Raw genomic sequence first — 24,978 nt, forward strand, 5'->3', positions numbered from 1 at the left:
TATAATTTTTCAGGGGCCTCCATTTTGCTGACCTTAGTCATTCCTGTTTATCGCAATGAAGGTTCATTATCTGATCTGATCAGTGTGATTGACCAATTGAACGACCAATTACAACAAAATCTTGAGGTGGTTTTTGTTGTGGATGGTAGTCCGGATAATTGCTATGAGATTCTTAGAAAAGACTTGCCTACGCGAAAATTTCGTTCTCAATTGATTTTACTGTCTCGAAATTTTGGTTCATTCATGGCTATTCGAACAGGCTTTCAGTTTGGTAACGGCGACCGATTCGCTGTGATGGCAGCGGACCTTCAGGAACCCCCTGAACTAATCAATGAAATGAATACTATTTTGATGTCCCAGGAAGTCGACGTCGTTGTAGGGGTTAGAGAGGGTAGGGATGATCCACTGCTTTCCCGACTGGCCTCAAAAGCTTTTTGGGGACTGTATCGACGTTACGTTGTCCCTGAGATTCCGCTCGGGGGAGTGGACATGTTTGCTTGTAACAAACCTTTCCGCGACACGCTCCTGACACTTGAGGAGCGACATAGCTCTTTGATAGCCCAGATTTTCTGGCTCGGATTTCGTCGCACTACAGTGCAATACAAACGACAGAAAAGACAGCATGGCAAGTCCGCTTGGACATTGCGCAAAAAAATTAACTACATGATGGACAGTGTATTTGCTTTCACCGATTTGCCGATTCGCCTGTTGATACGCGTTGGAGCAGCCGGATCCATTTTGGCATTTTTATTTGGCTTGATTGTTGTTTGGGCAAAGCTGCATGGGGAAATCACTGTTCCCGGATATGCTGTAACGATATTAATGATTACTCTGCTTGGAAGTTTGAATTTAATGGGGCTTGGTATTGTCGGCTCTTACGCATGGCGAACTTACGAAAATACAAAAAACAGGCCATTAGCGATCCCTATGCGGGTGGAGCAGTATGGAGGCCTGGCGTGACTAATCGTGCTGATCGATTTATACATGAGCAGGCCGAGTGTCTACCTGGCCAAATTGGCATGGGAACCTCTGTGCTGGCATTTGTGCGCCTGGACCCGACGGCATGCATTGGTGAAAATTGCTGTATTTTTAGCGATGTTTTCATTGATAAATACGTCACCATAGGGAGCGACGTGGTTATTAAATACGGTGCGAAAGTTTTGGACGGAGTCATTGTCGGGGATAACTCGGTCATTGGTGCTCATGTAAAAATATACGGAGCGACCTCAGAACCCGGGAATGATCGGAAGACGATTATAGGCAAAGGGGTTTCTCTGGGGGATGGCGTAGAGGTTCTGGCGGGTGTCCGGGTTGGTGATGGTGCTGTGGTTGGAGCGGATGTTGTACTAACAGCTTCAGTTCCACCTGGCGCTATCATGACTGGTAATCCGGCGAAAGTTGTTGGTTACACACGCGACACCGCGCCTGTCGCGGAAAGCGACTCGGATGCTGATGTATTACGAGAAGTGCAAACTACTTCTGTGGCGGGTGTCACGTTACATAATTTGCATAACGTTCAGGATAAACGCGGCAATTTATCAATGGGCGAGTTTGGTCGAAATATTCCTTTTATGGTGTCTCGATATTTCCTTGTTTACAATGTTCCCGCAGGGGAGGTTCGCGGTGACCACGCGCATTTTCGATGCCATCAATTCTTGGTCGCCGTTAAAGGTACGGTTCACGTCATCGCTGACGATGGGGTAAACCGGGAAGAATTTGTTCTGGATCGCGCCGATAAAGGGCTTCACCTTCCCCCAATGACCTGGGGTATCCAGCATAAATACTCTGCGGATGCGGTGCTGTTGGTGCTGGCTTCAGATTATTATGATAATGAAGACTATGTAAGAAGTTATGAGGAATTCATCTCTCATGTTTCGCTAAACCTGGGCGCGCCGGGTGTATAAATTTAGATCAACATACACTGTGTTCGCACGATTTTTATTGTCGGGTGGTTTTAATACGCTGTCGACGTATCTTGTGTATCTGCTGTTGCTTGCTTTTTTTTCATATCAGATAAGCTACACGATTTCGTACTTGCTAGGTGTTGTCCTATCTTATTTTTTGAATAGGGTAGTGGTTTTCAAAGCACATCAAGGCTTGCGTTCCGTGTTGTTGTTCCCTTTTATATATGTGCTCCAGTATCTATCGACAAGTTTTGCGTTGTGGTTGCTGGTGGATAATCTTGATGTTGATAGTCGGTTTGCTCTGCTCATCGCTATTGTGGCTTTCGTGCCGCTAAATTATTTTCTATCTAGTAAAATATTTTCTCGTAAAAATCAGAATAATGGAGATTTAAGTTGAGCAGAATTTCCGTTTACTGCGGCCTCGCTGTTGCATTTGCTTTTTTGATAGTCCACTACATAGTAGGGTTTATACCGGTCGGTGAGGGAGCCGGTTGGGACGGTGGTGTGTACGTCCAATACGTCGAACGCTTGGGGCAGGGGCTACCTATCTTCGGTGACCCATACCGCTCCATTCGCATGTCAGGTTTTCTTCCGCTTGTCGTTGCATCTTACCTGGGAGCTTCCAAAGCGGTACTCATTGGGTTGCAAGCCTGTCTCAACGCTGTGATGTTGTCTATTGGCGCGGCATTGCTTCACGACGTGATGGTGAGATTGAACGTCAGGCAGGCAGTAGCAACACTGTCTGTTGCGATCCTTTCTTGCAGTTGGCTGTTTTTGTGTATGCCGATGTTTTACCCTGTTTTAAGTGATCACGTTGCGTTGGCGATGGTTTGTTTTAGTTTGTGGAGTTGGGTGCGTTCCTACAAATTTACTGTGTACTTTCTGTGTGCGTATTGTGCATGGCTGATGCCGGGTCTTTTTATCATCCCGCTTGTTTTGGCAGCGTTTCCATACCGAGTCGATTCCTTGGAAACTATATCAGTCAATTACAAGTACACCTTCTCGTTGTTCGCGTTACTAGCGATACCGCTGACTGTGTTACTGCTGCTGACGATTTACCATGTTCCTTTGGCCGCTGTGGCTGCGCATTCAGTCAGCATTAATGGCAAGACAGCCAGTACTGACATGATCTTGTTGTCGGCGTTTTCAATGTTGGTTTCTATGTACCTGATTGTATGGGTCGGTGCCAGAGCGGCGCTGGATCCAGCCACATGGAAGTCGCTTAGTGTCCCAGGTTTACTTGTAGGGGCACTTTTCTTCGTTGCTTCGGCAACGTTAATGAAAGTCAGCTTTGACTGGAAGACAGGTTTCGCGGGACCGCCACTGCTCGACTATCTGCTTTACCAGTCGCTGGCTGCGCCGTTCAAACCATTGGTTGCTCACTTCATAAGCTTTGGTCCCGTCATATTACTCGCGATCTCCGCATGCCTGGTGGGACGCAGAATTCCCACCGCGCTTCAATTGGTGTTCCTGGCCTTCTTGCCGTTGCTGGCTTTCGGCTCCGAGAGCCGGCAGTGGATAGGCGTGTTGCCCATAGCCTTGGTCATTTTTGCTGTTGCGGATTATGCCTGGAGGACGCGTGTCTGGTGCCTGATTTTCTCAGCTCTGGTGTTACTTCCAGCCTTTTGGTTAAAACCAACCATCTCCGTAGCTGCGAGTACGGGGATGGGATTCCAGACTTTTCAGTGGCAATTCTATTTCGGCAGGCAGGGGCCGTGGATGTCACTTACAACTTATCAAGTTGGCGTGATTGCATCGTTGGTGTTTATTTCGATCGCGCTATTTATGCACATGTATTTCCGACGAGCGCCGGATGCACTGGTGATCGATAAGAACTGAATGGCAGGTAGCCATCGACGATACGCAAATCATTTGCGTATCGTCAGACGGTTCTTGTAGAAAACCTGCACGTCGCAACAAGTAAGCCAAGCGCTTTCCAGATCAATAGATTGGCGCTGACCCTGTTATTTCTTTGATTGCAGAATTCTCGCAGGGTTACCCACAACGGTCACGTTGGCGGGTACTGATCGAGTGACGACGGCACCAGCACCAATCATCGCATTCTCGCCAATGGTTATTCCCGGAAGGATTGTGCAGTTAGCACCCAGCGAAGCCCCTTTGCAGATCACGGTCTTATCAAAGCTTTCCGGGTAGACCTTGCTTCTCGGGAAGCGGTCATTGGTGAACGTTGCGTTCGGACCGATGAAAACGTCATCAGCAATAGAAATGCCATCCCAAATCTGGACGCCGCATTTGATAGTGACCCGATCGCCGATAACTACATTGTTTTCGATGAAGACGTGGTCACATACGTTGCAGTCTTCGCCGATTTTCGCTTTTGGCAGCACATGCGCAAAAGCCCAGATTCGAGAGCCTTTGCCTATTTGAGTCGTTTCGCACAAAGCGTGGGAATGCACGAAGTAGTCTTTGGGTTCGCTCATTTTGTCCGTTCCGTTTTGATATTTGGCGTTAGTGTCCTGGAAAGCGGGCGTTTCCAGAGAGTGGGCCGGGTATGCGATTGTCGTCCTGATAGTCACCTGCTCCCGTGTGAGGGGGAGGAGCTTACTTTAGTATTTGTCGCCCAAGACGGCAGCAAGGACGGCTTCCGCGATAACTCGATGCCCAAAGTCGTTGGGATGGTTCAGACCGTTTCCGGTTAAGTCGAGGTAGCGTTTATTCTTCAAAATCATCAGCCACGTCTCTGTGACATCGGCTAAAGCGACATTTTTGTTCTCGACAGTGAGCCCACGCATCATCTTTGGATAGCTCAATAGGAGTTTTCGATTCTGGACTGAACTGTCGGGGTTTGCAGAAATGCTACTGATAAGAAGTATCGGGACGTTAGGTTGTTTGCTGCGGATCGCGGATATTACGTTTTGTAAGTTGTGTTTGTAGTCGATGGCGGAAATAGAATTGCTGTCGTTCATTCCGAAACCGAGAACAACCAAGTCACTTTTTTTGTCCATCACCCTGTAACTGACGGCTGACATGGCATTCTTGGTACTCCAGCCGCCCACGGAGTTGTTGCGATACTCCCACAAACCGGGATATTGCGTGTTCAAGTAGGCCATGACCAACCCTACGTAACCGGGTTGGTTAGGCGCAGCGTAAATGTCAGTGGCATTCGCACCCAGGGTGATGGAATCGCCGAAAAACGTCACCTTCAGCGGCACTTTTCCCGCAATGGCCGGGATGTTTCCTAACTTGCCAAAAATACTGGGACGAAAATATCTGTTTTTGTCGTACGTGACAGCGTATTGATATTTCTGGAACTCAGGGGTCATGCGAACTTTATAGTTTTTTCTTTCATCGTCTGTGATAGTAGAAACAAAATTCGCTGGTGCCTTTTCAATTCCAGTGGTCGGAGTAAGCTTGATCCCCTCAGTAGTGGCAACATAATCTACACCCTGCTTATATATTTTCCCATTTGCCGGGTTAAATACTAAACGGATTCGTGTTGGTGGAAAGACTGTTTTATAGAAATTCGAATCTCCTTCAGCGACGAAAAAAGTTTCTCCGTTTACGGTTGCACCTGAAAGGGTCTTGTCCGTCAGATGAAATTTCATCATAGGATAAACACCGCAATCAAGGTTGTCGCAGTTGTGAAAGTCTTCATCCATCGGCGCACCATCCGGTGCGATACCGGCAAACACGGCACTACTTAAAAGTAAGGTTGTTAAAGCGAAGCAGGCGCGCATTTCTTTTCTCGTTGGGTAAGTTTTTTCAGAAAATTGTTCAGAGGTTTTTCTATTTTTAAATGCGCGGCAATACCCACTATGTGGCATACCGCTGCGTAGGAGATGATGTAGATCCATACGCTGACAAATTGCTCCAGACCCATTCGGGTCCAGAAGAAAACAAAGAGTGGTGCAACGACACCGTGTACTAAATACAAGCTGTAAGACGCATCCCCCAGTAATTCAAACAACTTTATTTCCTTGGTCTGGTTTTCCAGGCTAAGGGCTGCCCACACCAGCATGAATGCCGCAGGGCCATAGATAAATAACCTATGAAATGGTGATTCGAGTCGGAATGAAAAATTCAATTCGAGGTAAAAAAATGCAGGGATAGTTACTATCGCAATCACAATGGCAGCGAACTTGTTGAGCAACACTTCCGATGAAACAACCCGATACAGCAGCATTCCCATGATGAATTCAAAAATCACCGGGTTGGCCATTGTTGTCGTAAAGCCGAATGACGGAAGTGTCGAGAAACTGGCCATCAGGAACAGGAAGAAAAATCCGAAAGTACCCAATTCAAGTGCTTCGAACTTTTTGATTCGAAGAAAAAGCATCAGCGCGATGGCGGTATAGAAAATAAACTCGAACTGCAAGGTCCAGCCTATATTTAGAAGGGGCGGACGGTTCCAGTGGGTAAATGTTACGGTTTCAAGGAACCACTGAAATTCCAGCTTTGAACCATTGAATATATAGAAGAGATCAGCCGATGGGTTGGCGATTATTCCACGGGTTGTTAAAAGTGAAACGAACATAACGGTCAGAATTATGAACAGGTACATCGGCCAAATCCGAATGACCCTGCGCAGTAAAAAAGTACCTGCGTCCAGTTTTAACCGACTACCAGGCTTATACATACCACCATATAAAATGAAGGGCATGATAAAGCCACTGATAACGAAGAAGATATCTACACCGAAGCCACCCAGATTAGTGAGCGTTGCGGGTACACCATAGATTTGCAGGTTGGCGTGCGCAAGGATGACCAGGAAGGCCGCCAAAAAACGCAGATATTGGATATTTTTTATCATATTGTTGCTCTGAAAGGGGGGCAGCTGCGAGCGCGCAAGTTTAAACCGCCAAGTGCCCGTGCGCTATCGTTCGCTTCGCCCGAGGTGAAGGGGAGATGAGTGTGCCTGTGTTCCCCGTGTGGGAAATTCTCCAGGGTGGCGGAATCTGTTCCTATTACACTTTTTGCAACGCTCTCGTTTTTGACATGCGCTGCCCATCGCCTAAGTTTCAGGAGCAGCTTCGGAAAAGCTGCTTTCCCAATCGATGTCATGGAGCTTCATTTATGCGTACAGGTTATTTCTCCTCCCTGGTTTTTGCCCTGCTCACCAGCGCCTCTATCGCAGCCATTGCTGCACCTGCAACCAAGCCTGAAGCGGTTAATGCACCGTTGGTGCTGGACGTCGCCGCCAAGGCACAGGGCGAAAAAATCGATCTGAACGGCGCCGATGCCCCGACGTTGCAGCGGGAACTGGCGGGTGTCGGTGAGGCCAAGGCCAGGGCGATTGTTGCGTATCGTGAGACTAATGGGCCGTTCGCATCGGTGGATGAGTTGCTGGAGGTGAAGGGGATCGGCAAGGCGATTCTGGACAGGAATCGCGATAAGCTCGAAGTGAACTAAGCTTGTAGATCAACGCCAAGGGGCCGGTCATTGACCGGCCTTTTTTCGTTCTGGCGCCAGCGTGGGTGAGCGGCCTTTCGTCGGCGCATGAAAAATTACGGCTATCATATTGCGTTTGGATTATGCCTATAATAAAAGGGCGGAAGCGCTCTGGCGCTCGCTTTCCCTCAAGCATACTCAGGAGCACAGTCATGACTTCCACCCAGTCCCAAGGTACGGCCCTCGTCACCGGTGCTTCGTCCGGTATCGGGGCGGTTTACGCCGAGCGGTTGGCGGCCCGTGGTTTTGATTTGTTGTTGGTCGCTCGCGACGAGCAGCGGCTGGAGGCGGCGGCGAGCAAGTTGCGCGCTGAGCATGGCGTTCGGGTCGAAGTGCTCAAGGCGGACCTGACGCAAAAAGAAGAAGTGCTGAAGCTTGAGCAGCGTCTGCGCAGTGATTCGAGTATCAGCCTGTTGCTCAACAACGCCGGTGTTGCCGCCGATGGCTTGTTGGCCAACGCTGATCTGGACCAGTTGGAGCGTTTGATTCAGCTCAACGTCACCACCGTCACGCGTCTGGCTTCGGCGGCAGCGGCCAGTTTTGCCAAGGCCGGGCGGGGGACAATCATTAATATTGCGTCGGTCGTGGCGTTGTTCCCCGAGCGGTTCAACGCGACGTACAGCGCCAGCAAGGCGTATGTTCTGAGTCTGACCCAATCGTTGAATACTGAATTGAATGGCACCGGGGTCCAGGTGCAAGCGGTGTTGCCTGGAGTGACACGCACCGAGATTTGGGAGCGTTCCGGCATCGACACCAGTGGCATTCCGGCGGAAATGGTCATGGAAACAGGGGACATGGTCGACGCGGCGTTGTCCGGTCTGGACCAGGGTGAACTGATCACCATTCCTTCGTTGCCGGAAGCGTCCGAGTGGGAAGCGTTTGTTGCGGCCCGTCATGTGATGGCGCCGAACTTGTCTCGAGACAAAGCCGCCGCACGCTATAAGTGAGGCGCCATGAATCGGTTTGAGGTGAATGCGGTATGAGTGATCGTCGAGTCGTTGTAACGGGTATGGGCCTGGTGTCGCCGCTGGGCAGTGGCGTCGAAGCTGTCTGGGCGCGCCTGCTGGCCGGGCGCTCCGGGTTGCGCGTGTTGCCGGACGAAGTGGTCGCCGATTTGCCGGCCAAGGTCGGTGGTGTCGTGCCGAGCCTGGCTGAAGACGCTGAAGCCGGGTTCGACCCGGACCGGGCTACCCCGCCCAAAGAACAGAAGAAGATGGACCGCTTCATCATGTTTGCCATGGAGGCCGCACGCCAGGCGCTGGAGCAGGCCGGTTGGCAAGCGCAGGATGCCAATGCCCAGGAGCGGACCGCGACGATTATCGGTTCCGGTGTCGGCGGGTTTGGCGCGATCGCCGATGCGGTGCGCACCACGGACACTCGCGGGCCGCGACGGTTGTCGCCGTTCACCATTCCGTCGTTTCTGGTCAATCTCGCGGCTGGGCATGTGTCGATACAGCATGGCTTCAAAGGCCCGTTGGGTGCGCCGGTCACTGCCTGCGCCGCCGGCGTCCAGGCGATTGGTGATGCGGCGCGACTGATTCGTTGTGGCGAGGCTGATATTGCCGTGTGCGGCGGGGCGGAGGCGGCGATTGATCGCGTCAGCCTGGCCGGGTTTGCGGCTGCTCGTGCCTTGTCCAGCGGTTTCAATGAAACGCCGGAGCGCGCCTCGCGGCCATTCGACAGTGATCGCGACGGATTCGTAATGGGTGAGGGGTCGGGTCTGCTGGTGATCGAATCCCTGGAGCATGCGCTGGCCCGTGGGGCTAAGCCCATTGCCGAGCTGGTCGGTTACGGCACCAGTGCCGACGCCTATCACCTGACCGCCGGGCCTGAAGATGGCAGCGGTGCACGTCGGGCGATGTCGCTGGCGTTGGCGCAGGCGGGGATTTCGCCGGCGCAGGTCCAGCACCTCAACGCTCATGCGACCTCGACACCGGTTGGGGATCTCGGGGAGTTGGCGGCGATCAAGTCGTTGTTTGGCACGGATAACAAGATTGCCGTGACTTCGACCAAGTCCGCCACCGGGCATCTGCTCGGCGCCGCTGGCGGGATCGAGGCGATCTTCACGCTGTTGGCAATTCGTGATCAGATCGTGCCCGCAACCCTCAATTTCGAAAACCCTGACCCGGCGGCGCAAGGGGTGGATATCGTCCACGGCCAGGCGCGGCCGATGCCGATCGAATACGCCTTGTCCAACGGCTTCGGCTTTGGTGGGGTCAATGCCAGTGTGCTGTTCAAGCGTTGGCAGGATTAGTCTTTGGCTTGTTTGAGATGATCGCGAGTCACGTCGAGAATCCGCTGCGCCAGCTCAGGGTTCTCGACACTGCGTGATAACAGCAGCGCCCCGACCAGCGTCGACATGATGACGATGCTGCGCTCGGCGGCGTTTTCGCCTTCCAGGGTGCCTTGCACCTGTTCCAGACGCGCGTTTAGCACCGCATCGCTGGTGGGGCTCGCTTGCCCGCGCAGCCCGAGTTCCGACGACATGGTCGGCAGTGGGCATCCTTGATGGGGTGACGTCTGGTGCCATTCGGACAAGTAGGTATCGATGAAGGCGTCCAGCGGACGCTCGGACGCGAACAGCTCGGCGCACAACCCTTCAACTTCTTCGCCTGCGGCCACCAGAGCCTTTTCCACCAGTTCATCCTTGGACTTGAAGTGAGAATAGAAACCGCCGTGGGTCAGGCCCAGGGCTTTCATCAGTGGTTGCAAGCCGGTAGCACCGATTCCGTCGCGGCGGAAACGTGCTGACGCTTCCTTGATGATGCGTTGGTGGGTCTGGGCTTTATGGTCTTGCGAGTAACGCATCTCTAATCTCCGCGACAATGCGCCATATTAACCAATGAATGTTGAATGGTGACTGTACTTCTACTTCTAAAAAGCATGCAGATGCGTCCAACTCGGCTGGGAAATTCCAGGTCATTGGCATGAATAGTGATTACTCATTCGCTAACGATTGTTGAACAATCACGAGGCGACCCACATGAGCAGCGGACTGTCCCTGGCCGACCACATCACCCTGGAGTTGCGCGCCGACATCATTGACGGTCGTTTGCTGCCGGGCATGGCGTTGGTGGAAAACGATCTGGTGTCGGCCTACAACGCCTCGCGCAATACCATTCGCGAAGCGCTGCATCGGCTGGGACAGGAAGGTCTGACCCGCTATGTGCGCAACAAAGGCGTGATGGTGCGCAGGGTCGGCGCCGATGACGTGCGCGACCTGTTCAAGGTTCGCCGCACCCTGGAATTGCAAGCCATCAGCGGCAGCCAGCCCTTACGCGAGTACCAGTCCGACCGCATGCTCGAAGCCCTGGAGGCCACGGAACTGGCCCGGGACCGGGAAGACTGGCGCGCAGTCGGCACCCACGGTCTGGCGTTTCATCAACATATCGTCGGGTTGCTGCGCAGCCCGTTGTTCGATGAATTCTTCACCAACGTCGTCGCGCAATTGCGCCTGGTGTTTTGCAATGCACCCGATGAGTCGCGCTTCCAGGCGCCGTGGCTGGCCCGCGACCGGCTGATCCACGACCTGCTCGCCGAGGGTGACAAGGCTGGAGCGCTGGATGCGCTGAGCCTGTATCTCGACGATTCCGAGCAACTGCTGTTGCAGCTACTGACCCCTGTTCCCCATCACTGATCGAGGATTCGTGCCATGTACAAAGACTATCCGGCGGCCTATCAAGTCAGCAAAGGCTCGGCGTTGCAGGTGGACAAGGCGTTCTATGAACGGGTCCGCGACAGCAAGGACGGGCGCACGTTGATCGAGCAATTCGAAGTGCCGATCCGCACCGGCCGCGCCTGGCACGTGCCGGCCGGGCATGTCTTTCGAGTCACCACCCCTGTTGGCCCGCAGGTTGGGGATTTCAACGTCTGGAATGCCCATGATCCGCGGGAACGTCTGTGGGCGGCGCGCACCCGGCAGTTGCAGGGCGCCCATGTCAGCACCCACGACCGGCTCTGGTCGAACCTGCCGTTTCTGCGCCCGCTGGTGACCATCACTGACGACAGCCTGGCCGGTTATGGCATCGATGAGCACGGCGGTCGTTTGCACGATCTGCTGGGCACGCGTTGCGATCCGTATGTAAACAAAATGCTCACCGGCGAGGACTTTCATCATCACTGTCACTCCAACCTGACCCGCGCCGTGCTGCCCCATGGCCTGACCGAGTTCGACGTGCATGACGTACTGAATATCTTCCAGTGCACCGGCCTCAATCATGACGACATGTACTTCATGAAGGCATGCCCGGCGCAGAAGGGCGATTACCTGGAGTTCTTTGCCGAAATCGATTTGCTGTGTGCGCTATCGACCTGCCCCGGCGGCGATCTGTCGTTGGCCATGTGGGGGCCGGATGCGCAGGATCCATTGAGCGTGTGCCGCCCGCTGGGGGTGGAGATTTATCGGTTGGAGGATTCGTTGCTCGAAGGCTGGAGCCAGCCTGAGCGAGCGGCATACAAGGGGCTGCATGGCTTGCACATAGCCAAGGCTGATTGGGAGAAGTAGAAACGCATTTGTGGCGAGGGAGCTTGCTCCCGCTGGGTCGCGCAGCGGCCCCCTTATGGGACTGCTGCGCAGTCCAGCGGGAGCAAGCTCCCTCGCCACAGTTTTTGTTTTAGCGGTCCTGCGCTTCCTTGGCATCCATTTCCGCATTGCGTTCGGCGACGCGTTTACGTTGCTCTTCGGTCAGATCGACCTTGGTGGCGGTGTCGCGCAACATCATCAAACCACCAACGATCGAGCCGATTGCAACGACCAGAATCAACCAGGCATACCAGGGCATAGGGCTCTCCTTGAGGGCAGGCCGGTTGGCGGATTTTGCCAACCGATCGTGCATACCACTTTGAGCGATTCATTTTCGCAGTGGTTCCATTCTATGCCTGATATGGCAGCAACACCTGCGCTGTTTAAAGCCCGGTCAACATCGCATCCGCCGGCGCATCCGCACGCAATTGCGCGGTGAGCATGAAGTACACGAAACCCACCGCCATAAAGCCGAGGAAGATCACCCCGATCAACGCGTTGAACCAGGCCATCGCCACCAGGCACACCACCGCCAGCACCAGCGCGATCATCGGTACCAGCGGGTAGCACGGCGCGCGGAAGGTGCGTTCCAGGTTCGGCTCGGTTTTACGCAGTTTGAACAGGCTGAGCATGCTCATGATGTACATCACAATCGCGCCGAACACGGCCATGGTGATCATCGCCGCCGTCAGGGTCATGCCGCCGAGGTTGATCAAGCCGTCACTATAAATAGCTGCGATGCCGATCAGGCCACCGGCGATGATCGCCCGGTGCGGGGTCTGGAAGCGCGAGAGCTTGGCCAGGGATTTGGGCAAGTAACCGGCCCGGGCGAGGGCGAAGAACTGCCGCGAGTAGCCCAGAATGATCCCGTGGAAGCTCGCCACCAGACCAAACAAGCCGATCCACACCAGCATGTGCAACCAGCCGGAGCTTTCGCCGACCACGGTTTTCATCGCTTGCGGCAGCGGATCGTTGATGTTCGACAGCGTGCGCCAATCGCCGACGCCGCCGGCAAAGAACATCACGCCCATGGCCAGCAGCACCAGGGTGAGGATGCCGCTGATATAGGCTTTCGGAATCGTGCGCTTCGGATCCTTGGCTTCTTCGGCGGCCATGGCCGCGCCTTCGATGGCGAGGAAAAACCAGATCGCAAACGGGATCGCCGCAAACATCCCAGCAATCGCTGGTGCGCCGAACACATCGGAACCGGCCCAGCCATTGAGGGCGAAGTGGCTGAAGCTGAACGCCGGGGCAACCACGCCCATGAACACCAGCAGTTCGGCCACGGCCAATACGCAGACGATCAGCTCGAAGGTTGCCGCGAGTTTCACCCCAAGGATGTTCAGGCCCATGAACACGATGTAGGCGCCAACCGCCGCGTGTTTTGGATCGAGAGCGGGAAACTGCACGTTCAGGTACGCCCCAATCGCCAGGGCGATGGCGGGCGGGGCGAAGACGAATTCGATCAGCGTCGCCAGCCCGGCGATCAATCCGCCTTTCTCGCCAAAGGCGCGGCGGCTGTAGGCAAAGGGACCGCCGGCATGGGGAATCGCGGTGGTCAGCTCGGTGAAACTGAAGATAAAGCAGGTGTACATGGTCGCGACCATAAAGGACGTGACCAGAAAGCCCAGTGTCCCGGCCACGCCCCAGCCATAACTCCAGCCGAAGTACTCACCGGAAATCACCAGCCCCACCGCAATGCCCCACAGGTGCAACGTGCCCAGCGTGGGTTTGAGTTGTGTGTTCATGCGTTGCTCCCTGAACGGTTTGGAAAGCTCGGGGGAGGGCATTGCAGTGGGCGTGCCATTTTGTATTTGTGCGTCGTAAAGGGCTGAAAGCTGTCGTATCGGGGATGATCGCTGCCGGATGCGGGTTTTTTGTGCGCCAGTTGGGGGCGGTGGTGGCTGTTCTGCCGTCTTCGCGGGCAAGCCTCGCTCCTACAGGTTCACCGCGAACCTGCTTTTGTAGGAGCGAGGCTTGCCCGCGAAGAGGCCCGCCCAGACGCCACGAATATCGGCCTGTAACGCCCGCATAAACCCACTCTTTACGCTTTCTTTATGCCCAGCCAACCCCCTCGCTCTCGTTCCTTTACAGCCTCCCTGCCGACAATGACTGCACAAGCGGCAATACGCCGTAACACGGAGAACTTCCATGAGCGTTCTGGACGGGGTGTCACTGCTACTGGCAGTGGGGCTGTTCATTTATCTGTTGGTTGCGCTGTTGCGCGCGGATCGGAACTAGGAGCGGCTATGCACAGTTATGACTATTGGCTGATCCTGGCCTTCTTCGCCCTGGTGCTGATTCCGGCACCGTTCCTGGGGCGTTTTTACTACAAGGTGATGGAAGGCCAGCGCACTTGGCTGTCACCGATCCTCGGCCCCGTCGAGCGCGGCTGTTATCGAATTTCTGGCGTGGACCCGCAGGAAGAACAGACCTGGCAGAAATACACCCTGGCCTTGCTCGCCTTCAACCTCGCGGGCTTTTTGCTGTTGTTCGCGATCCTGTTGTTCCAGGACCACTTGCCGCTCAACCCGCAAAACCTGCCGGGTCAGGAGTGGACGCAAGCGTTCAATACTGCCGTCAGCTTCATGACCAATACCAACTGGCAGTCCTACAGCGGCGAAGCGACCCTGAGCTACCTGAGTCAGATGGCCGGCCTCACCGTGCAGAACTTCGTCAGCGCTGCCACCGGCCTCGCCGTGTTGGTAGCCCTGTGTCGCGGTATCGGTCGCAAGTCGAGCAAGACCCTGGGCAACTTCTGGGTCGACATGACCCGCGCCACCCTCTACGGCCTGTTGCCACTGTGCCTGCTGCTGGCGCTGTACCTGGTCTGGCAGGGCGTGCCGCAAACTTTTGCTCAGTACGTGAATGCCGTGACGATGCAAGGCGTCGATCAGGTGATCCCGCTCGGCCCGGCCGCCAGTCAGATTGCGATCAAGCAACTGGGCACCAACGGTGGCGGCTTCTTCGGCGTCAACTCGGCGCATCCGTTCGAGAACCCGACGGCGTGGAGCAACCTGTTTGAAGTCGGTTCGATCATCCTGATCCCGGTCGCCCTGGTGTTCACCTTCGGCCACTACGTGAAAGACCTGCGTCAGAGCCGCGCGATCATCGCCTGCATGCTGGCGCTGTTCCTGATTGGCGGCGCGACCTCGTTGTGGGCCGAGTACCAACCGAACCCAAGCCTGGCCAACGCTGCCGTCGAGCAGACCGCGCCGCTGGAAGGCAAGGAAGCGCGTTTCGGCACCACGGCCACCGTGCTCTGGTCCGTGACCACTACGGCGGCGTCCAACGGTTCGGTCAACGGCATGCACGACAGCCTCAACCCGCTGAGCGGCATGGTCGCGCTGGTCAACATGATGGTCGGCGAAGTGATCTTCGGCGGCGTCGGTGCCGGGCTCTACGGCATGTTGCTGAACGTGTTGATCGCGGTGTTCCTCGCCGGCCTGATGATCGGCCGCACCCCGGAATACCTCGGTAAAAAGTTGCAAGCCAAGGAAGTGCAATTGCTGGTGGTGACCTTGCTGGTGATGCCGGTCGGCGTGCTGGTACTCGGCGCGATTGCTGCCAGCCTGCCCGGTCCGGTGGCGGCGGTGAGTAACCCCGGTGCCCATGGTTTCAGTCAGTTGCTTTATGCGTACACCTCGGCCAGTGCCAACAACGGTTCGGCGTTCGGCGGTTTCGGTGCCAACACCCCGTTCCACAACCTGATGCTGGGCCTGGGCATGTTGATCGGTCGCTTCGGTTACATCCTCCCGGTTCTGGCCCTGGCCGGCAGCCTGGCGATGAAGAAAACCGCACCGATCGGCCAGAACAGCTTCCCGACCCACGGCCCGCTGTTCGTGACCTTGCTGACCGTGACCATTTTGCTGGTGGGTGGCCTGACCTTCTTGCCGACCCTGGCTTTGGGCCCAATCGCTGAACATCTGAGCATGGGCTTCTAAGGAGCTGATGATGAATATGCCTGTCAATAAACCGGTGGTCGTCAAAGCCCCGGAACAACCGAAAACCGCGATCTCGGCCCTGTGGCGCCCGGCGCTGGTGCAAGCCTTCGTCAAGCTCGACCCTCGGCAACTGCAGCGTGCGCCGGTGATGCTGGTGGTCGAACTGACTGCCGTGCTGACCACCGTGCTGTGCTTCATTCCCGACGGCAGCGTGCCGACCTTTGTCGCGGCGCAAATTGCGTTGTGGCTGTGGTTCACCGTGCTGTTCGCCAACTTCGCCGAAGCCTTGGCCGAAGGTCGTGGCAAGGCCCGCGCCGACAGCCTCAAGGCCGGCAGCGAAGGTTTGAGCGCTCGCCGCCGCACCTCCAATGGCACCTTCCAGGTGGTGCCCGCCACCAGCCTGCGCAAGGACGATGTGGTGCGCGTCGAAGCCGGGGAAATGATCCCCGGTGATGGCGAGGTGATTGAGGGTATCGCAGCGGTCAACGAAGCGGCGATTACCGGTGAATCCGCGCCGGTGATTCGCGAGTCCGGCGGCGACCGTTCGGCCGTCACCGGCAACACCCGCCTGGTGTCCGACTGGCTGCTGGTGCGCATCACCGCCAACCCGGGCGAGTCGACCCTGGACCGTATGATCGCCCTGGTCGAAGGCGCCAAACGCCAGAAAACCCCGAACGAAGTGGCGCTCGACATCCTGCTGATCGGCCTGACCCTGATCTTCCTGCTGGTGGTCGTGACCCTGCAACCGTTCGCCCACTTCGCCAATGGCAGCCTGCCGCTGGTGTTCCTGGTGGCGCTGTTGGTGACGCTGATTCCGACCACCATTGGCGGCTTGTTGTCGGCCATCGGTATCGCCGGGATGGATCGTCTGGTGCGCTTGAACGTGATTGCCAAATCCGGTCGCGCCGTGGAAGCGGCGGGGGACGTGCACGTCCTGCTGCTGGACAAGACCGGCACCATCACCTTCGGCAACCGTCGTTGCACCGCCGTGTATGCGGCACCGGGTGTCAGCGCTAAAGAGCTGTCGGAAGGTGCGTTGTTCGCTTCGTTGGCCGATGACACGGCTGAAGGCAAGTCCATCGTCGAGTACCTGCGTGGCCTGCATCCGCAGCCAGAGCCAAGTCCCGAGCTGCTGACCGCTGTGCCGTTCAGCGCCGAGACGCGCCTGTCCGGTGTCGACTATCAGGGCCGCGTGTACCGCAAAGGCGCGGTGGATTCACTGTTGGCCTTCGTTGGCCTGAAACGCGCCGACCTGGCGCCGTCTCTGTCCCGGGAAATCGACAAGATTGCCCAGAGCGGCGGCACCCCGTTGCTGGTCTGTGCCGACGGTAAATTGCTCGGTGCGATCCACCTCAAGGACGTGGTCAAGCCTGGCATTCGCGAACGTTTCGCCGAGCTGCGCAAGTTGGGCATTCGCACCGTTATGGTGACCGGCGACAACCCGCTGACCGCCGCCGCGATTGCTGCCGAAGCGGGCGTCGATGACGTGCTGGCCGAAGCCACCCCGGAGAAGAAACTGGCGCGCATTCGCCACGAGCAGAACGACGGTCGTTTGGTCGCGATGTGCGGCGACGGCGCCAACGACGCCCCGGCCCTGGCCCAGGCAGACGTCGGCATGGCGATGAACGACGGCACCCAGGCGGCGCGCGAGGCGGCGAACATGGTCGATCTCGACAGCGACCCGACCAAGCTGCTGGACGTGGTGCAGATCGGTAAAGAGTTGCTGGTGACCCGTGGCGCGTTGACGACCTTTTCCATCGCCAACGACGTGGCCAAGTACTTCGCAATCCTGCCGGCGCTGTTCGCCTCGATCTACCCGCAACTCGGCGTGCTGAACGTCATGCACCTGAGCAGCCCGCAGAGCGCGATCCTCTCGGCGATTGTGTTCAACGCCTTGATCATCGTCGTGCTGATCCCCCTGGCCCTGCGCGGTGTGCGGGTGCAGGCGGCGAGTGCGGCGGCATTGCTGCGCCGCAACCTGCTGATCTACGGCTTGGGCGGGATTGTGGTGCCGTTCGTGGGCATCAAGGCGATCGACATGCTGTTGACGGCGTTGCATCTGGTTTGACGCTCTGTGGCGGTGTGTCAGATGCGCCGTCTTCGCGGGCAAGCCTCGCTCCTACAGGAAAATGTATTCCCCTGTAGGAGCAAAGCTTGCTCGCGAAGAATGCACCACGGTTCACCTGACTGAACGCGGTATTTGTTCCCTGAATTCGAGGATTTTGAAATGTCCACAATGATACGTCCGGCCCTGAGCCTGCTGGTGCTGATGACCCTGATCACCGGCGTCGCCTACCCACTGGTGGTGACCGGTGTCGCGCAAGTCGCGTTCCCGGACCAGGCCAATGGCAGCCTGGTGCGTGATGCCGACGGCAAGGTCCGTGGTTCGTCGCTGATTGCCCAGGATTTCGTCGGTGACGCCTGGTTCCACCCACGGCCGTCGGCCGGTGCGTTTGCCACGGTATCGAGCAGTGCCAGCAACCTGTCGCCGAGCAACCCGGCGCTGGCCACGCGGGTGATCGACGATGCCAATAAACTGCAAGTGCCGGGGCAAGGTCCGGTGCCGTTGGCGATGCTGACCACCTCCGGCAGCGGCCTCGATCCCCACTTGCCTCCGGCGGCGATTGCCTATCAACTGGCGCGTGTTGCGGCGGCGCGTAATGTGCCGGTGTCTACGCTTGAGCAACTGCTGAACGCGAACATCGAGCAGCCGCTGGTGGGGCCGCCAGTGGTGAATGTGTTGGCATTGAACATCGCGCTGGAAAAACTGTAAGAGAGGATCGTTCCCACGCTCTGCGTGGGAATGCATCAAATGGACGCTCTGCGTCCGCTATTGGGACGCAGAGCGTCCCGGGCTGCATTCCCATGCGGAGCGTGGGAACGATCAAGAGAACTTCAAGCATGAGTGATTCCGGCCGCGCCGACGCGCTGTTAGCAGACCTGCCCCGCGACGGCCGTGGCCGGCTCAAGGTGTTCCTCGGTGCCGCCCCCGGTGTCGGCAAGACCTACGCCATGTTGCAAGCGGCCCACACCCAACTGCGCCAAGGCGTGAAAGTCATCGCCGGCGTGGTGGAAACCCACGGCCGCGCCGAAACCGAAGCCCTGCTCGGCGGCCTGCCGCAACAGCCGCTGGTGCGCTCGGAATACCGTGGTGTGATGCTTGAAGAAATGGACCTCGACGGCCTGATCAAAGCCAAGCCGAAACTGGTGCTGGTCGACGAACTGGCCCACAGCAACGCCCCGGGCAGTCGTCACGCCAAACGCTGGCAAGACATCCAGGAACTGCTCGCCGCCGGCATCGACGTCTACACCACGGTCAACGTCCAGCACCTGGAAAGTCTCAACGATAAAGTGCGCGGCATCACCGGCGTCCAGGTTCGCGAAACCCTGCCGGACTGGGTCCTGCAAGAAGCCTACGAACTGCTGCTGATCGACCTGCCGCCCCGGGAACTGCTGGAGCGTCTGCGCGACGGCAAGGTCTACGTACCGGAACAGGCGCGGGCGGCCATCGATGCGTTTTTCACCCAGACCAACCTCACCGCCCTGCGGGAAATGGCCATGCAAACCGCAGCGGCCCAGGTCGATGATGACCTGGCCCAGGGTTATCGCCAGCTCGGTCAGGCGGCGCCAGCGGTGCGCGGTCGTTTATTGGTCGGGGTCGATGGCGATGCCCAGGCCGAGCGCCTGGTGCGTCACGCCAGCCGCGTCGCCCAGCGTCGGCATCTGCCGTGGAGCCTGGTGCATGTGGACAACGGCCGCGTGCGCGATGAGCAATCGCGCCTGCGCCTGCAAAGCGCCCAGCAACTGGCCGAGCGCCTCGGTGGCGAAGTGGTGCTGCTGCGGGCCGGCGAGGTGGCGAAAACCCTGATCCAGCACGCCACCGAACGCCGCGCCAGTCTGGTGTTGGTTGGTCAGTCGCGGCAGCGTTTGCGTCGACGCTTGTTCGGCGGTGGTCTGGCGTCCCGTTTGTTGCGCGATGCCCGTGGTCTGGAAATCAACGTCCTCGACAGCGATCAGGAAACTCATGCACCGCGTCAGCGTTCAGCCCATTCACTGGTCTGGTTCGATTACGCACTCGCCTTGGTGGCAACGATTTTGGCCAGTGCTTTGGCCTGGGCAGTGGCGAGTGTTCTGCCGCTGCCGAATATCTCCCTGGTGTTCCTCGCCGCCGTGTTGCTGGTGGCGGTACGCAGCAGCCTCGGCCCGGCGCTGGCGTGTGCGGCGCTGTCGTTTCTGACCTACGACTTTCTGTTCATCCCGCCGAATTTCTCCTTCAGCATCCAGCGCGAAGAAGACGTCCTGACCTTGCTGTTCTTCCTGCTGATGGCGGCGCTCACCGGTAACCTCGCGGCCCGTCAGCGTCGGCAATTGCAGGCGTTGCGCGACACCCAGGAAGAAACCAGCGAACTGCTCGACCTGTCACGCAAACTCACCGCCGCCACCGACCGCCAAGCCGTGGTCAGCGCCGCCGCCCAGCATTTGAACGGCTGGAGCGACCTGCAATTGTGCCTGCTCAACCGCGACGGGCAGGGCGGCTGGAAAGTCGAGACCGGTGGCCCGCTGGAGTTCTCCGAAGCCGAACGCGCTGCCGCCGATTGGGCCTGGCAACACGATCAACCGGCGGGGGCGGGCACCGGCACCTTGCCGTTCGGGCGTTGGTGGTGGTGGCCGTTGTCGGTCGAGGATGGGCCGTTGGGCTTACTCGGTGTTTGTGCCAACGAAGGCCAGACCTTGAGCGGCCAGCGTCGGCGTTTGTTGACCGCCCTGAGCCAGCCGCTGGCCCAGGCGTTGGCCCGTGCGCAACTGGCTGAAGACCTGGAAGCCGCGCGGTTGCACGGCGAAACCGAGCAGTTGCGCAGCGCCTTGCTCGCCTCGGTGTCCCACGATTTGCGCACGCCGCTGACCTCCATGCGCGGCAGCATCGACAGCCTGCTGGCCCTCGGCGAGGCGATCCCGCTGGAGGATCGCCGTGAATTGCTCGAAGGCACCCGCGACGAAGCCGAACGCCTGGACCGCTACATTCAAAACCTGCTGGACATGACTCGCCTGGGTCACGGCGCCCTGAAACTGGCCCGGGACTGGGTGTCGCCAGCGGATATCGTCGGCAGTTCGCTTAATCGCCTGCGCGCGGTGCTGGCGCCGTTGCAGGTCAGCACCGAAGTGCCGGCCGAGTTGCCGTTGCTGTACGTGCATGCGGCGTTGATCGAACAGGCGCTGGTCAACGTGATCGAAAACGCCGCGCGGTTTTCACCGGTGCACGGACGCCTGCAAGTGCGCGCCGGGGCGGATGACAACGAGTTGTTTTTCGCGGTGAGCGATGAAGGTCCAGGGATTCCGGAGGATGAACGAGCGAAGATTTTCGACATGTTCTACACCGCCGCTCGCGGTGATCGCGGCGGGCAGGGCACGGGGTTGGGGCTGGCGATTTGTCAGGGCATGGTCGGCGCACATGGCGGGCGGATCAGCGTCGGCGATGGCATTGAAGGACGGGGCACCTGCATCACGCTTCATCTGCCATTGCAGGAACAGCCGGATTTTGAAAATTAAGAGCCGAATGTGAAGCCTGAACACGCTTGCGCTACTCTCTTGCCACTTCTTTGTGTTGATGGGAATTCATGAGCCAGACCGCGACCATTTTGGTCATCGACGACGAACCGCAGATCCGCAAGTTCCTGCGCATCAGCCTCGCTTCCCAGGGCTACAAAGTGCTGGAGGCCGGCACCGGCAACGAAGGCCTGGCGCAAGCCGCGCTGAACAAGCCCGATTTGCTGGTGCTCGACCTCGGCCTGCCGGACATGGACGGCCAGCAAGTGCTGCGCGAGTTTCGTGAGTGGTCAACAGTGCCGGTGCTGGTGCTGTCGGTGCGCGCCAGCGAGGGGCAGAAGGTTGAAGCGCTGGATGGCGGCGCCAACGATTACGTGACCAAGCCGTTCGGCATTCAGGAATTTTTGGCCCGGGTTCGCGCCTTGTTGCGCCAGGCTCCGGCCGGTGAAGCCCAGCAAGCGGCCCTGACGTTCGGCCCGTTGACCGTGGACCTGGCCTATCGCCGAGTGCTGCTCGACGGCGCCGAAGTCGCGCTGACCCGCAAGGAGTATGCGGTGCTGGCGCAACTGGCGCGGCATCCGGGGCGGGTCATCACCCAGCAGCAATTGCTCAAGGACATCTGGGGGCCGACCCATACCGAGGACAGTCATTACCTGCGGATTGTGGTCGGGCATCTGCGCCAGAAACTGGTGGATGATCCGACCCAGCCACGGTTTATCGTGACCGAGGCGGGGGTGGGGTATCGGTTGATCGAGCCCTGATCGTCCCCACGCTCCGCGTGGGAATGCATCCTGTGACGCTCCGCGTCACGACTTCAAGAGCGGACGCGGAGCGTCCATGGCGGCATTCCCACGCGGAGCGTGGGAACGATCAGGTAACGTTCAAATGCTCAATTCTGCTCATTCTCATACCGATCCATCGTATCCCGCGCAATCTCCCGTCCCAGCGCGATCAACTCCGGCGCCTTGTAGAACTCGAAAAACCGGCACACACGCTTCGGCACGTTGATCAGGATGTCCGGCGGATACCCGGCAATCTTGTACTGCGCCAACGAAGTCTGCATCACCTCGAAACTCTGGTTGATCAAGTCCAGCAAAGACGCCGGCCCGACGTTGTCGATGATGAACGATCCGGTAGCGGACTTCGGCGCGCCATCGCCTTGCGGAGCGGCGGCGGGTTGCTGGGCTTCGGGTTCGGCAGACTCGATCCACGGATTGATCTCCGCCGCTTCGGCCTTCAACGCTTCCTGTTCCAGCAGCAGCAATTGCTCAGCCTGTTTGCGTCGGAACGGCATCTTCGAACCCAGCGAATTGACCAGGCTGTTGAAGCGTGACTTGAACGCCGGAGGACGCGGGATCACCGGCAGTTGATAGTGGCGCTGGTTGGTCGAGTTGAGGTTGACCGCGATGATCAAATCGCAATGGCTCGACACCACCGGCACGATTGGCAACGGGTTCAACAAACCACCATCCACCAGCATGCGGTTGCCCTGCATCACTGGCGTGAACAGACTGGGAATCGCCGCCGAGGCGCGGATGGCCTGATGCAGACAGCCGGCCTGGAACCAGATTTCCTGCTGGTTGGTCAGGTCGGTGGCCACCGCTGTGTAGGGGATGCGCAGGTCTTCGATGTTGATCTCGCCGACGATTTTGCGGATCTGGCCGAAGACTTTTTCGCCACGAATCGCGCCGAGCCGGAAGCTGACATCCACCAGACGCAACACGTCGAGGTAATCCAGGCTTTCGATCCAGTTGCGATATTCGTTGAGTTTGCCGGCGGCATAGATCCCGCCGACCACGGCGCCCATCGAGCAACCGGCGATGCAGGCGATGTCGTAGCCACGCCGTTCGATCTCTTCAATGACACCGATATGGGCATAGCCCCGCGCTCCACCTGAGCCCAGCACCAGTGCGACACGCTTTTTCATGAATCCCCCTCGTCTGACAAGGTTCAACAATGCACCCATCGAGGGTGGCGCTTCAATCACCAAGGTCGTTTGCCGGGGCAGGGGCGTCGTTTTTTCGACACTGCATGGCGACAGATGGGTATGCTCGCGAGCGCTATAGTTTGTACGGGCGAGGCAAGGCACTTTTTGCGTGCCGCACCGTCTTACCTGCACGACTGTTTATCTAACTTTGAGGTGTTATCGATGAAAGCCTGGATCTGTGTGCCTTTGATTGCCCTGGCATTGGCCGGTTGTGCCGGGAAAACTGCGTACCGTGATAGCTGCGGCACCCAGATTGATGCGGCGTGGCACGAACTGGACCTGGCCAAGGCCGAAGGTTTTGCCGGCACAGTGAGCTACTCTAAAGCTCTGTCGCTGTTGACCGGTGCCAAGACCCAGCAGCAATTCGAAGCCTACGAAGGCTGCACCAGCAAAGCCGAGAAGGCGCGTTTCTATATTCGTGAATCCCGCGCCGGTCGTTAAGCCCATGATCTAGGGCAAGGACGCCGGGTTTCGATGCGGGCACGATACGTCGAGCGGGAAAATCCACATTCGATTCAGGGAGCAAGTGATGTCTGCCTTGGTTGACCGGTTGGTGGCTCAAGTCTTGAGCATTGAAGTCCGTTTGCTGGCCTGCCAGGCTCGCTTGACTGCCCGCACCGACCCGGAGGCGCTGCACGACCTGCGCACCACGGTTCGCCGCTTGCGCAGCCTGTTGCGACCGTTGCGGGGTTTGCCCGGGGTCGAGCAACTGGAAGTGGCGGCGTCCGGTGTCGGTCAATTGACCACGCCGCTGCGTGATCGCGAAGTGTTGGCGGCGTATTTGCTCGAGCACCATCAACCCGAAGCGGCGCAGCGACGCATGGCGCAAATGGACGTGGCCTATCCCACCGTGGCGACCAGCCCGCAAGTCATTCAATTGCTGATGATCCTCGACGCGTTTCCGCGTTTCCTGCGCGCTTCCCAGCGTCAGGGGTTGCTCAAGGGCTTGCGCAAACGCATCGAAAAACGCCTGGCCAAGCAATGGGAAAAACTCGACGAAGCCCTGCACGATCCGGCCCATGATCGCCATCGCTTGCGCTTGTTGATCAAGCGGGTGCGCTACGGCATCGAGGCCTATCCCGAACTGGACCGTTTGCCCAAGCAAGCCTTGCCACGACTCAAGTCCGCCCAGGCCGCGTTGGGTGATTGGCACGATTGCTGGCAGTGGCTGCTGCGGGCCGAACAGGAAGCGGACTTGAAACCCTGCGTCGCCGTGTGGAAAACCACCATGGCCGAGGCTGAAGGGCGTGCCGACCGAGTCCTCGACAAACTCGGCGCAGCCTGCTTCAAATCCTGAGAACACCACGGCTTCTGTTGATCGTTCCTACGCTCCGCGTGGGAATGCATTCCGGGACGCTCCGCGTCCCATCCAGAGCCGAACGCGGAGCGTCCGTTGAGGCATTCCCACGCAGAGCGTGGGAACGATCAAGAACACTGCGTAACCCCTGTGGGAACGAGCCTGTGTGGCGAGGGGGCTTGCCCCCGTTCGGCTGCGAAGCAGTCGTAAATCCATAGCATGCGGTTGGCCCGATGCACCACGGTCGTATGTTTTAGGGGCGCTTCGCACCCCAACGGGGGCAAGCCCCCTCGCCACACAGAATCGCTCCCACAGTTGGTTTTGTGTCAGACATAAGACCTGCGCGGCTCTTCTGTCAGTCAATTTGTCCG

General features: G+C 57.8%; 24 protein-coding genes. 17 read left to right on the top strand and 7 right to left on the bottom strand.

The window, feature by feature from the left end; translation table 11 throughout:
• The first annotated feature begins 24 nt into the window (after nt 1–24).
• The 4 genes from FQ192_RS19860 to FQ192_RS19875 are packed head-to-tail and all read left to right on the top strand — an operon-like array spanning nt 25 to nt 3,743.
• On the top strand, nt 25–960 hold the full coding sequence (locus FQ192_RS19860) for a glycosyltransferase family 2 protein (protein ID WP_149660158.1): 936 nt from the start codon (nt 25–27) through the stop codon (nt 958–960).
• A complete protein-coding gene (locus tag FQ192_RS19865) occupies nt 957–1,904 on the top strand; it encodes a WxcM-like domain-containing protein (protein WP_256672320.1) in 948 nt (315 codons plus the stop codon). The genes FQ192_RS19860 and FQ192_RS19865 overlap by 4 nt, the downstream gene beginning before the upstream one ends.
• Before the next feature lie 19 nt (nt 1,905–1,923).
• Nucleotides 1,924–2,301, top strand: coding sequence for a GtrA family protein (locus tag FQ192_RS19870; protein WP_306108896.1), 378 nt, complete (start codon nt 1,924–1,926; stop codon nt 2,299–2,301).
• Nucleotides 2,298–3,743 (top strand): hypothetical protein, encoded by a 1,446-nt coding sequence (locus FQ192_RS19875; protein WP_149660082.1) that lies wholly within the window; start codon nt 2,298–2,300, stop codon nt 3,741–3,743. Before FQ192_RS19870 ends, FQ192_RS19875 begins: the two co-directional genes overlap by 4 nt.
• Before the next feature lie 125 nt (nt 3,744–3,868).
• On the opposite strand, the gene FQ192_RS19880 is transcribed toward FQ192_RS19875, so the two are convergent.
• The 3 genes from FQ192_RS19880 to FQ192_RS19890 form a co-directional block, all read right to left on the bottom strand.
• Nucleotides 3,869–4,345, bottom strand: a complete 477-nt coding sequence (locus FQ192_RS19880; RefSeq protein WP_149660083.1) for an acyltransferase — start codon at nt 4,343–4,345, stop codon at nt 3,869–3,871.
• Between the two features lie 126 nt (nt 4,346–4,471).
• A complete protein-coding gene (locus FQ192_RS19885; RefSeq protein ID WP_178129171.1) occupies nt 4,472–5,602 on the bottom strand; it encodes an SGNH/GDSL hydrolase family protein in 1,131 nt (376 codons plus the stop codon).
• Complete coding sequence (locus tag FQ192_RS19890) at nt 5,581–6,675, bottom strand: acyltransferase (RefSeq protein ID WP_149660085.1); 1,095 nt, start codon at nt 6,673–6,675, stop codon at nt 5,581–5,583. Before FQ192_RS19890 ends, FQ192_RS19885 begins: the two co-directional genes overlap by 22 nt.
• 263 nt (nt 6,676–6,938) lie before the next feature.
• On the opposite strand from FQ192_RS19890, the gene FQ192_RS19895 reads away from it, so the two are divergent.
• The 3 genes from FQ192_RS19895 to fabF all read left to right on the top strand — a co-directional run bounded on the left by FQ192_RS19895 (nt 6,939) and on the right by fabF (nt 9,567).
• Entirely contained in the window at nt 6,939–7,274 is a 336-nt protein-coding gene (locus tag FQ192_RS19895; protein ID WP_149660086.1) for a helix-hairpin-helix domain-containing protein, read from the top strand.
• A gap of 191 nt (nt 7,275–7,465) precedes the next feature.
• A complete protein-coding gene (locus FQ192_RS19900) occupies nt 7,466–8,260 on the top strand; it encodes an SDR family oxidoreductase (protein ID WP_149660087.1) in 795 nt (264 codons plus the stop codon).
• Between the two features lie 32 nt (nt 8,261–8,292).
• The gene (gene fabF, locus FQ192_RS19905) at nt 8,293–9,567 is read left to right on the top strand and encodes a beta-ketoacyl-ACP synthase II (protein WP_149660088.1); all 1,275 of its coding nucleotides are present in this window, start codon (nt 8,293–8,295) and stop codon (nt 9,565–9,567) included.
• Here the strand turns inward: fabF and FQ192_RS19910 are convergent.
• Nucleotides 9,564–10,121, bottom strand: a complete 558-nt coding sequence (locus FQ192_RS19910) for a TetR/AcrR family transcriptional regulator (RefSeq protein WP_149660089.1) — start codon at nt 10,119–10,121, stop codon at nt 9,564–9,566. The two genes, fabF and FQ192_RS19910, sit on opposite strands and share 4 nt — an antisense overlap.
• A gap of 175 nt (nt 10,122–10,296) precedes the next feature.
• Between FQ192_RS19910 and FQ192_RS19915 the strand changes: the two genes are divergently transcribed.
• On the top strand, nt 10,297–10,950 hold the full coding sequence (locus FQ192_RS19915; RefSeq protein WP_149660090.1) for a GntR family transcriptional regulator: 654 nt from the start codon (nt 10,297–10,299) through the stop codon (nt 10,948–10,950).
• A gap of 15 nt (nt 10,951–10,965) precedes the next feature.
• Complete coding sequence (locus FQ192_RS19920) at nt 10,966–11,817, top strand: DUF1989 domain-containing protein (protein ID WP_149660091.1); 852 nt, start codon at nt 10,966–10,968, stop codon at nt 11,815–11,817.
• A 109-nt stretch (nt 11,818–11,926) separates the two neighbouring features.
• Here FQ192_RS19920 and FQ192_RS19925 read toward each other — a convergent pair whose 3' ends face one another.
• Together FQ192_RS19925 and eat are read right to left on the bottom strand one after the other, a co-directional pair.
• A complete protein-coding gene (locus FQ192_RS19925; protein WP_081744012.1) occupies nt 11,927–12,094 on the bottom strand; it encodes a DUF2897 family protein in 168 nt (55 codons plus the stop codon).
• A 124-nt stretch (nt 12,095–12,218) separates the two neighbouring features.
• Entirely contained in the window at nt 12,219–13,583 is a 1,365-nt protein-coding gene (gene eat, locus FQ192_RS19930; RefSeq protein WP_149660092.1) for an ethanolamine permease, read from the bottom strand.
• A 403-nt stretch (nt 13,584–13,986) separates the two neighbouring features.
• On the opposite strand from eat, the gene kdpF reads away from it, so the two are divergent.
• From kdpF to FQ192_RS19960, 6 genes are all read left to right on the top strand, one after another.
• On the top strand, nt 13,987–14,076 hold the full coding sequence (gene kdpF / locus FQ192_RS19935) for a K(+)-transporting ATPase subunit F (RefSeq protein ID WP_007899818.1): 90 nt from the start codon (nt 13,987–13,989) through the stop codon (nt 14,074–14,076).
• Between the two features lie 8 nt (nt 14,077–14,084).
• Nucleotides 14,085–15,779: a potassium-transporting ATPase subunit KdpA gene (gene kdpA / locus FQ192_RS19940; RefSeq protein ID WP_149660093.1), complete on the top strand. Its 1,695-nt coding sequence runs from the start codon at nt 14,085–14,087 to the stop codon at nt 15,777–15,779.
• Between the two features lie 10 nt (nt 15,780–15,789).
• Nucleotides 15,790–17,847 (top strand): potassium-transporting ATPase subunit KdpB, encoded by a 2,058-nt coding sequence (gene kdpB, locus FQ192_RS19945; RefSeq protein ID WP_149660094.1) that lies wholly within the window; start codon nt 15,790–15,792, stop codon nt 17,845–17,847.
• 159 nt (nt 17,848–18,006) lie between these two features.
• The gene (gene kdpC / locus FQ192_RS19950; protein WP_149660095.1) at nt 18,007–18,552 is read left to right on the top strand and encodes a potassium-transporting ATPase subunit KdpC; all 546 of its coding nucleotides are present in this window, start codon (nt 18,007–18,009) and stop codon (nt 18,550–18,552) included.
• 128 nt (nt 18,553–18,680) lie between these two features.
• The gene (locus FQ192_RS19955; RefSeq protein ID WP_149660096.1) at nt 18,681–21,326 is read left to right on the top strand and encodes a sensor histidine kinase KdpD; all 2,646 of its coding nucleotides are present in this window, start codon (nt 18,681–18,683) and stop codon (nt 21,324–21,326) included.
• Between the two features lie 68 nt (nt 21,327–21,394).
• On the top strand, nt 21,395–22,084 hold the full coding sequence (locus tag FQ192_RS19960; RefSeq protein ID WP_149660097.1) for a response regulator: 690 nt from the start codon (nt 21,395–21,397) through the stop codon (nt 22,082–22,084).
• A gap of 128 nt (nt 22,085–22,212) precedes the next feature.
• On the opposite strand, the gene FQ192_RS19970 is transcribed toward FQ192_RS19960, so the two are convergent.
• Nucleotides 22,213–23,250, bottom strand: a complete 1,038-nt coding sequence (locus tag FQ192_RS19970) for a patatin-like phospholipase family protein (RefSeq protein ID WP_149660098.1) — start codon at nt 23,248–23,250, stop codon at nt 22,213–22,215.
• 222 nt (nt 23,251–23,472) lie between these two features.
• Here FQ192_RS19970 and FQ192_RS19975 point away from each other — a divergent pair, with 222 nt between their 5' ends.
• The gene (locus tag FQ192_RS19975) at nt 23,473–23,751 is read left to right on the top strand and encodes a hypothetical protein (RefSeq protein WP_054051974.1); all 279 of its coding nucleotides are present in this window, start codon (nt 23,473–23,475) and stop codon (nt 23,749–23,751) included.
• An 88-nt stretch (nt 23,752–23,839) separates the two neighbouring features.
• On the top strand, nt 23,840–24,607 hold the full coding sequence (locus FQ192_RS19980; protein WP_149660099.1) for a CHAD domain-containing protein: 768 nt from the start codon (nt 23,840–23,842) through the stop codon (nt 24,605–24,607).
• Nucleotides 24,608–24,978: the final 371 nt, after the last annotated feature.

The organism is Pseudomonas sp. ANT_J12 (assembly GCF_008370045.1).
GTDB lineage: Bacteria > Pseudomonadota > Gammaproteobacteria > Pseudomonadales > Pseudomonadaceae > Aquipseudomonas.

Coding starts and splice junctions, on each gene's coding strand:
- FQ192_RS19890 (WP_149660085.1), bottom strand. CDS start 6,675: ATGATAAAAAATATCCAATATCTGCGTTTTTTGGCGGCCTTCCTGGTC.
- FQ192_RS19920 (WP_149660091.1), top strand. CDS start 10,966: ATGTACAAAGACTATCCGGCGGCCTATCAAGTCAGCAAAGGCTCGGCG.
- FQ192_RS19915 (WP_149660090.1), top strand. CDS start 10,297: ATGAGCAGCGGACTGTCCCTGGCCGACCACATCACCCTGGAGTTGCGC.
- FQ192_RS19900 (WP_149660087.1), top strand. CDS start 7,466: ATGACTTCCACCCAGTCCCAAGGTACGGCCCTCGTCACCGGTGCTTCG.
- kdpF (WP_007899818.1), top strand. CDS start 13,987: ATGAGCGTTCTGGACGGGGTGTCACTGCTACTGGCAGTGGGGCTGTTC.
- FQ192_RS19960 (WP_149660097.1), top strand. CDS start 21,395: ATGAGCCAGACCGCGACCATTTTGGTCATCGACGACGAACCGCAGATC.
- FQ192_RS19885 (WP_178129171.1), bottom strand. CDS start 5,602: ATGCGCGCCTGCTTCGCTTTAACAACCTTACTTTTAAGTAGTGCCGTG.
- FQ192_RS19880 (WP_149660083.1), bottom strand. CDS start 4,345: ATGAGCGAACCCAAAGACTACTTCGTGCATTCCCACGCTTTGTGCGAA.
- FQ192_RS19910 (WP_149660089.1), bottom strand. CDS start 10,121: ATGCGTTACTCGCAAGACCATAAAGCCCAGACCCACCAACGCATCATC.
- FQ192_RS19955 (WP_149660096.1), top strand. CDS start 18,681: ATGAGTGATTCCGGCCGCGCCGACGCGCTGTTAGCAGACCTGCCCCGC.
- eat (WP_149660092.1), bottom strand. CDS start 13,583: ATGAACACACAACTCAAACCCACGCTGGGCACGTTGCACCTGTGGGGC.
- fabF (WP_149660088.1), top strand. CDS start 8,293: ATGAGTGATCGTCGAGTCGTTGTAACGGGTATGGGCCTGGTGTCGCCG.
- FQ192_RS19970 (WP_149660098.1), bottom strand. CDS start 23,250: ATGAAAAAGCGTGTCGCACTGGTGCTGGGCTCAGGTGGAGCGCGGGGC.
- kdpB (WP_149660094.1), top strand. CDS start 15,790: ATGAATATGCCTGTCAATAAACCGGTGGTCGTCAAAGCCCCGGAACAA.
- FQ192_RS19975 (WP_054051974.1), top strand. CDS start 23,473: ATGAAAGCCTGGATCTGTGTGCCTTTGATTGCCCTGGCATTGGCCGGT.
- kdpC (WP_149660095.1), top strand. CDS start 18,007: ATGTCCACAATGATACGTCCGGCCCTGAGCCTGCTGGTGCTGATGACC.
- FQ192_RS19925 (WP_081744012.1), bottom strand. CDS start 12,094: ATGCCCTGGTATGCCTGGTTGATTCTGGTCGTTGCAATCGGCTCGATC.
- FQ192_RS19895 (WP_149660086.1), top strand. CDS start 6,939: ATGCGTACAGGTTATTTCTCCTCCCTGGTTTTTGCCCTGCTCACCAGC.
- FQ192_RS19980 (WP_149660099.1), top strand. CDS start 23,840: ATGTCTGCCTTGGTTGACCGGTTGGTGGCTCAAGTCTTGAGCATTGAA.
- kdpA (WP_149660093.1), top strand. CDS start 14,085: ATGCACAGTTATGACTATTGGCTGATCCTGGCCTTCTTCGCCCTGGTG.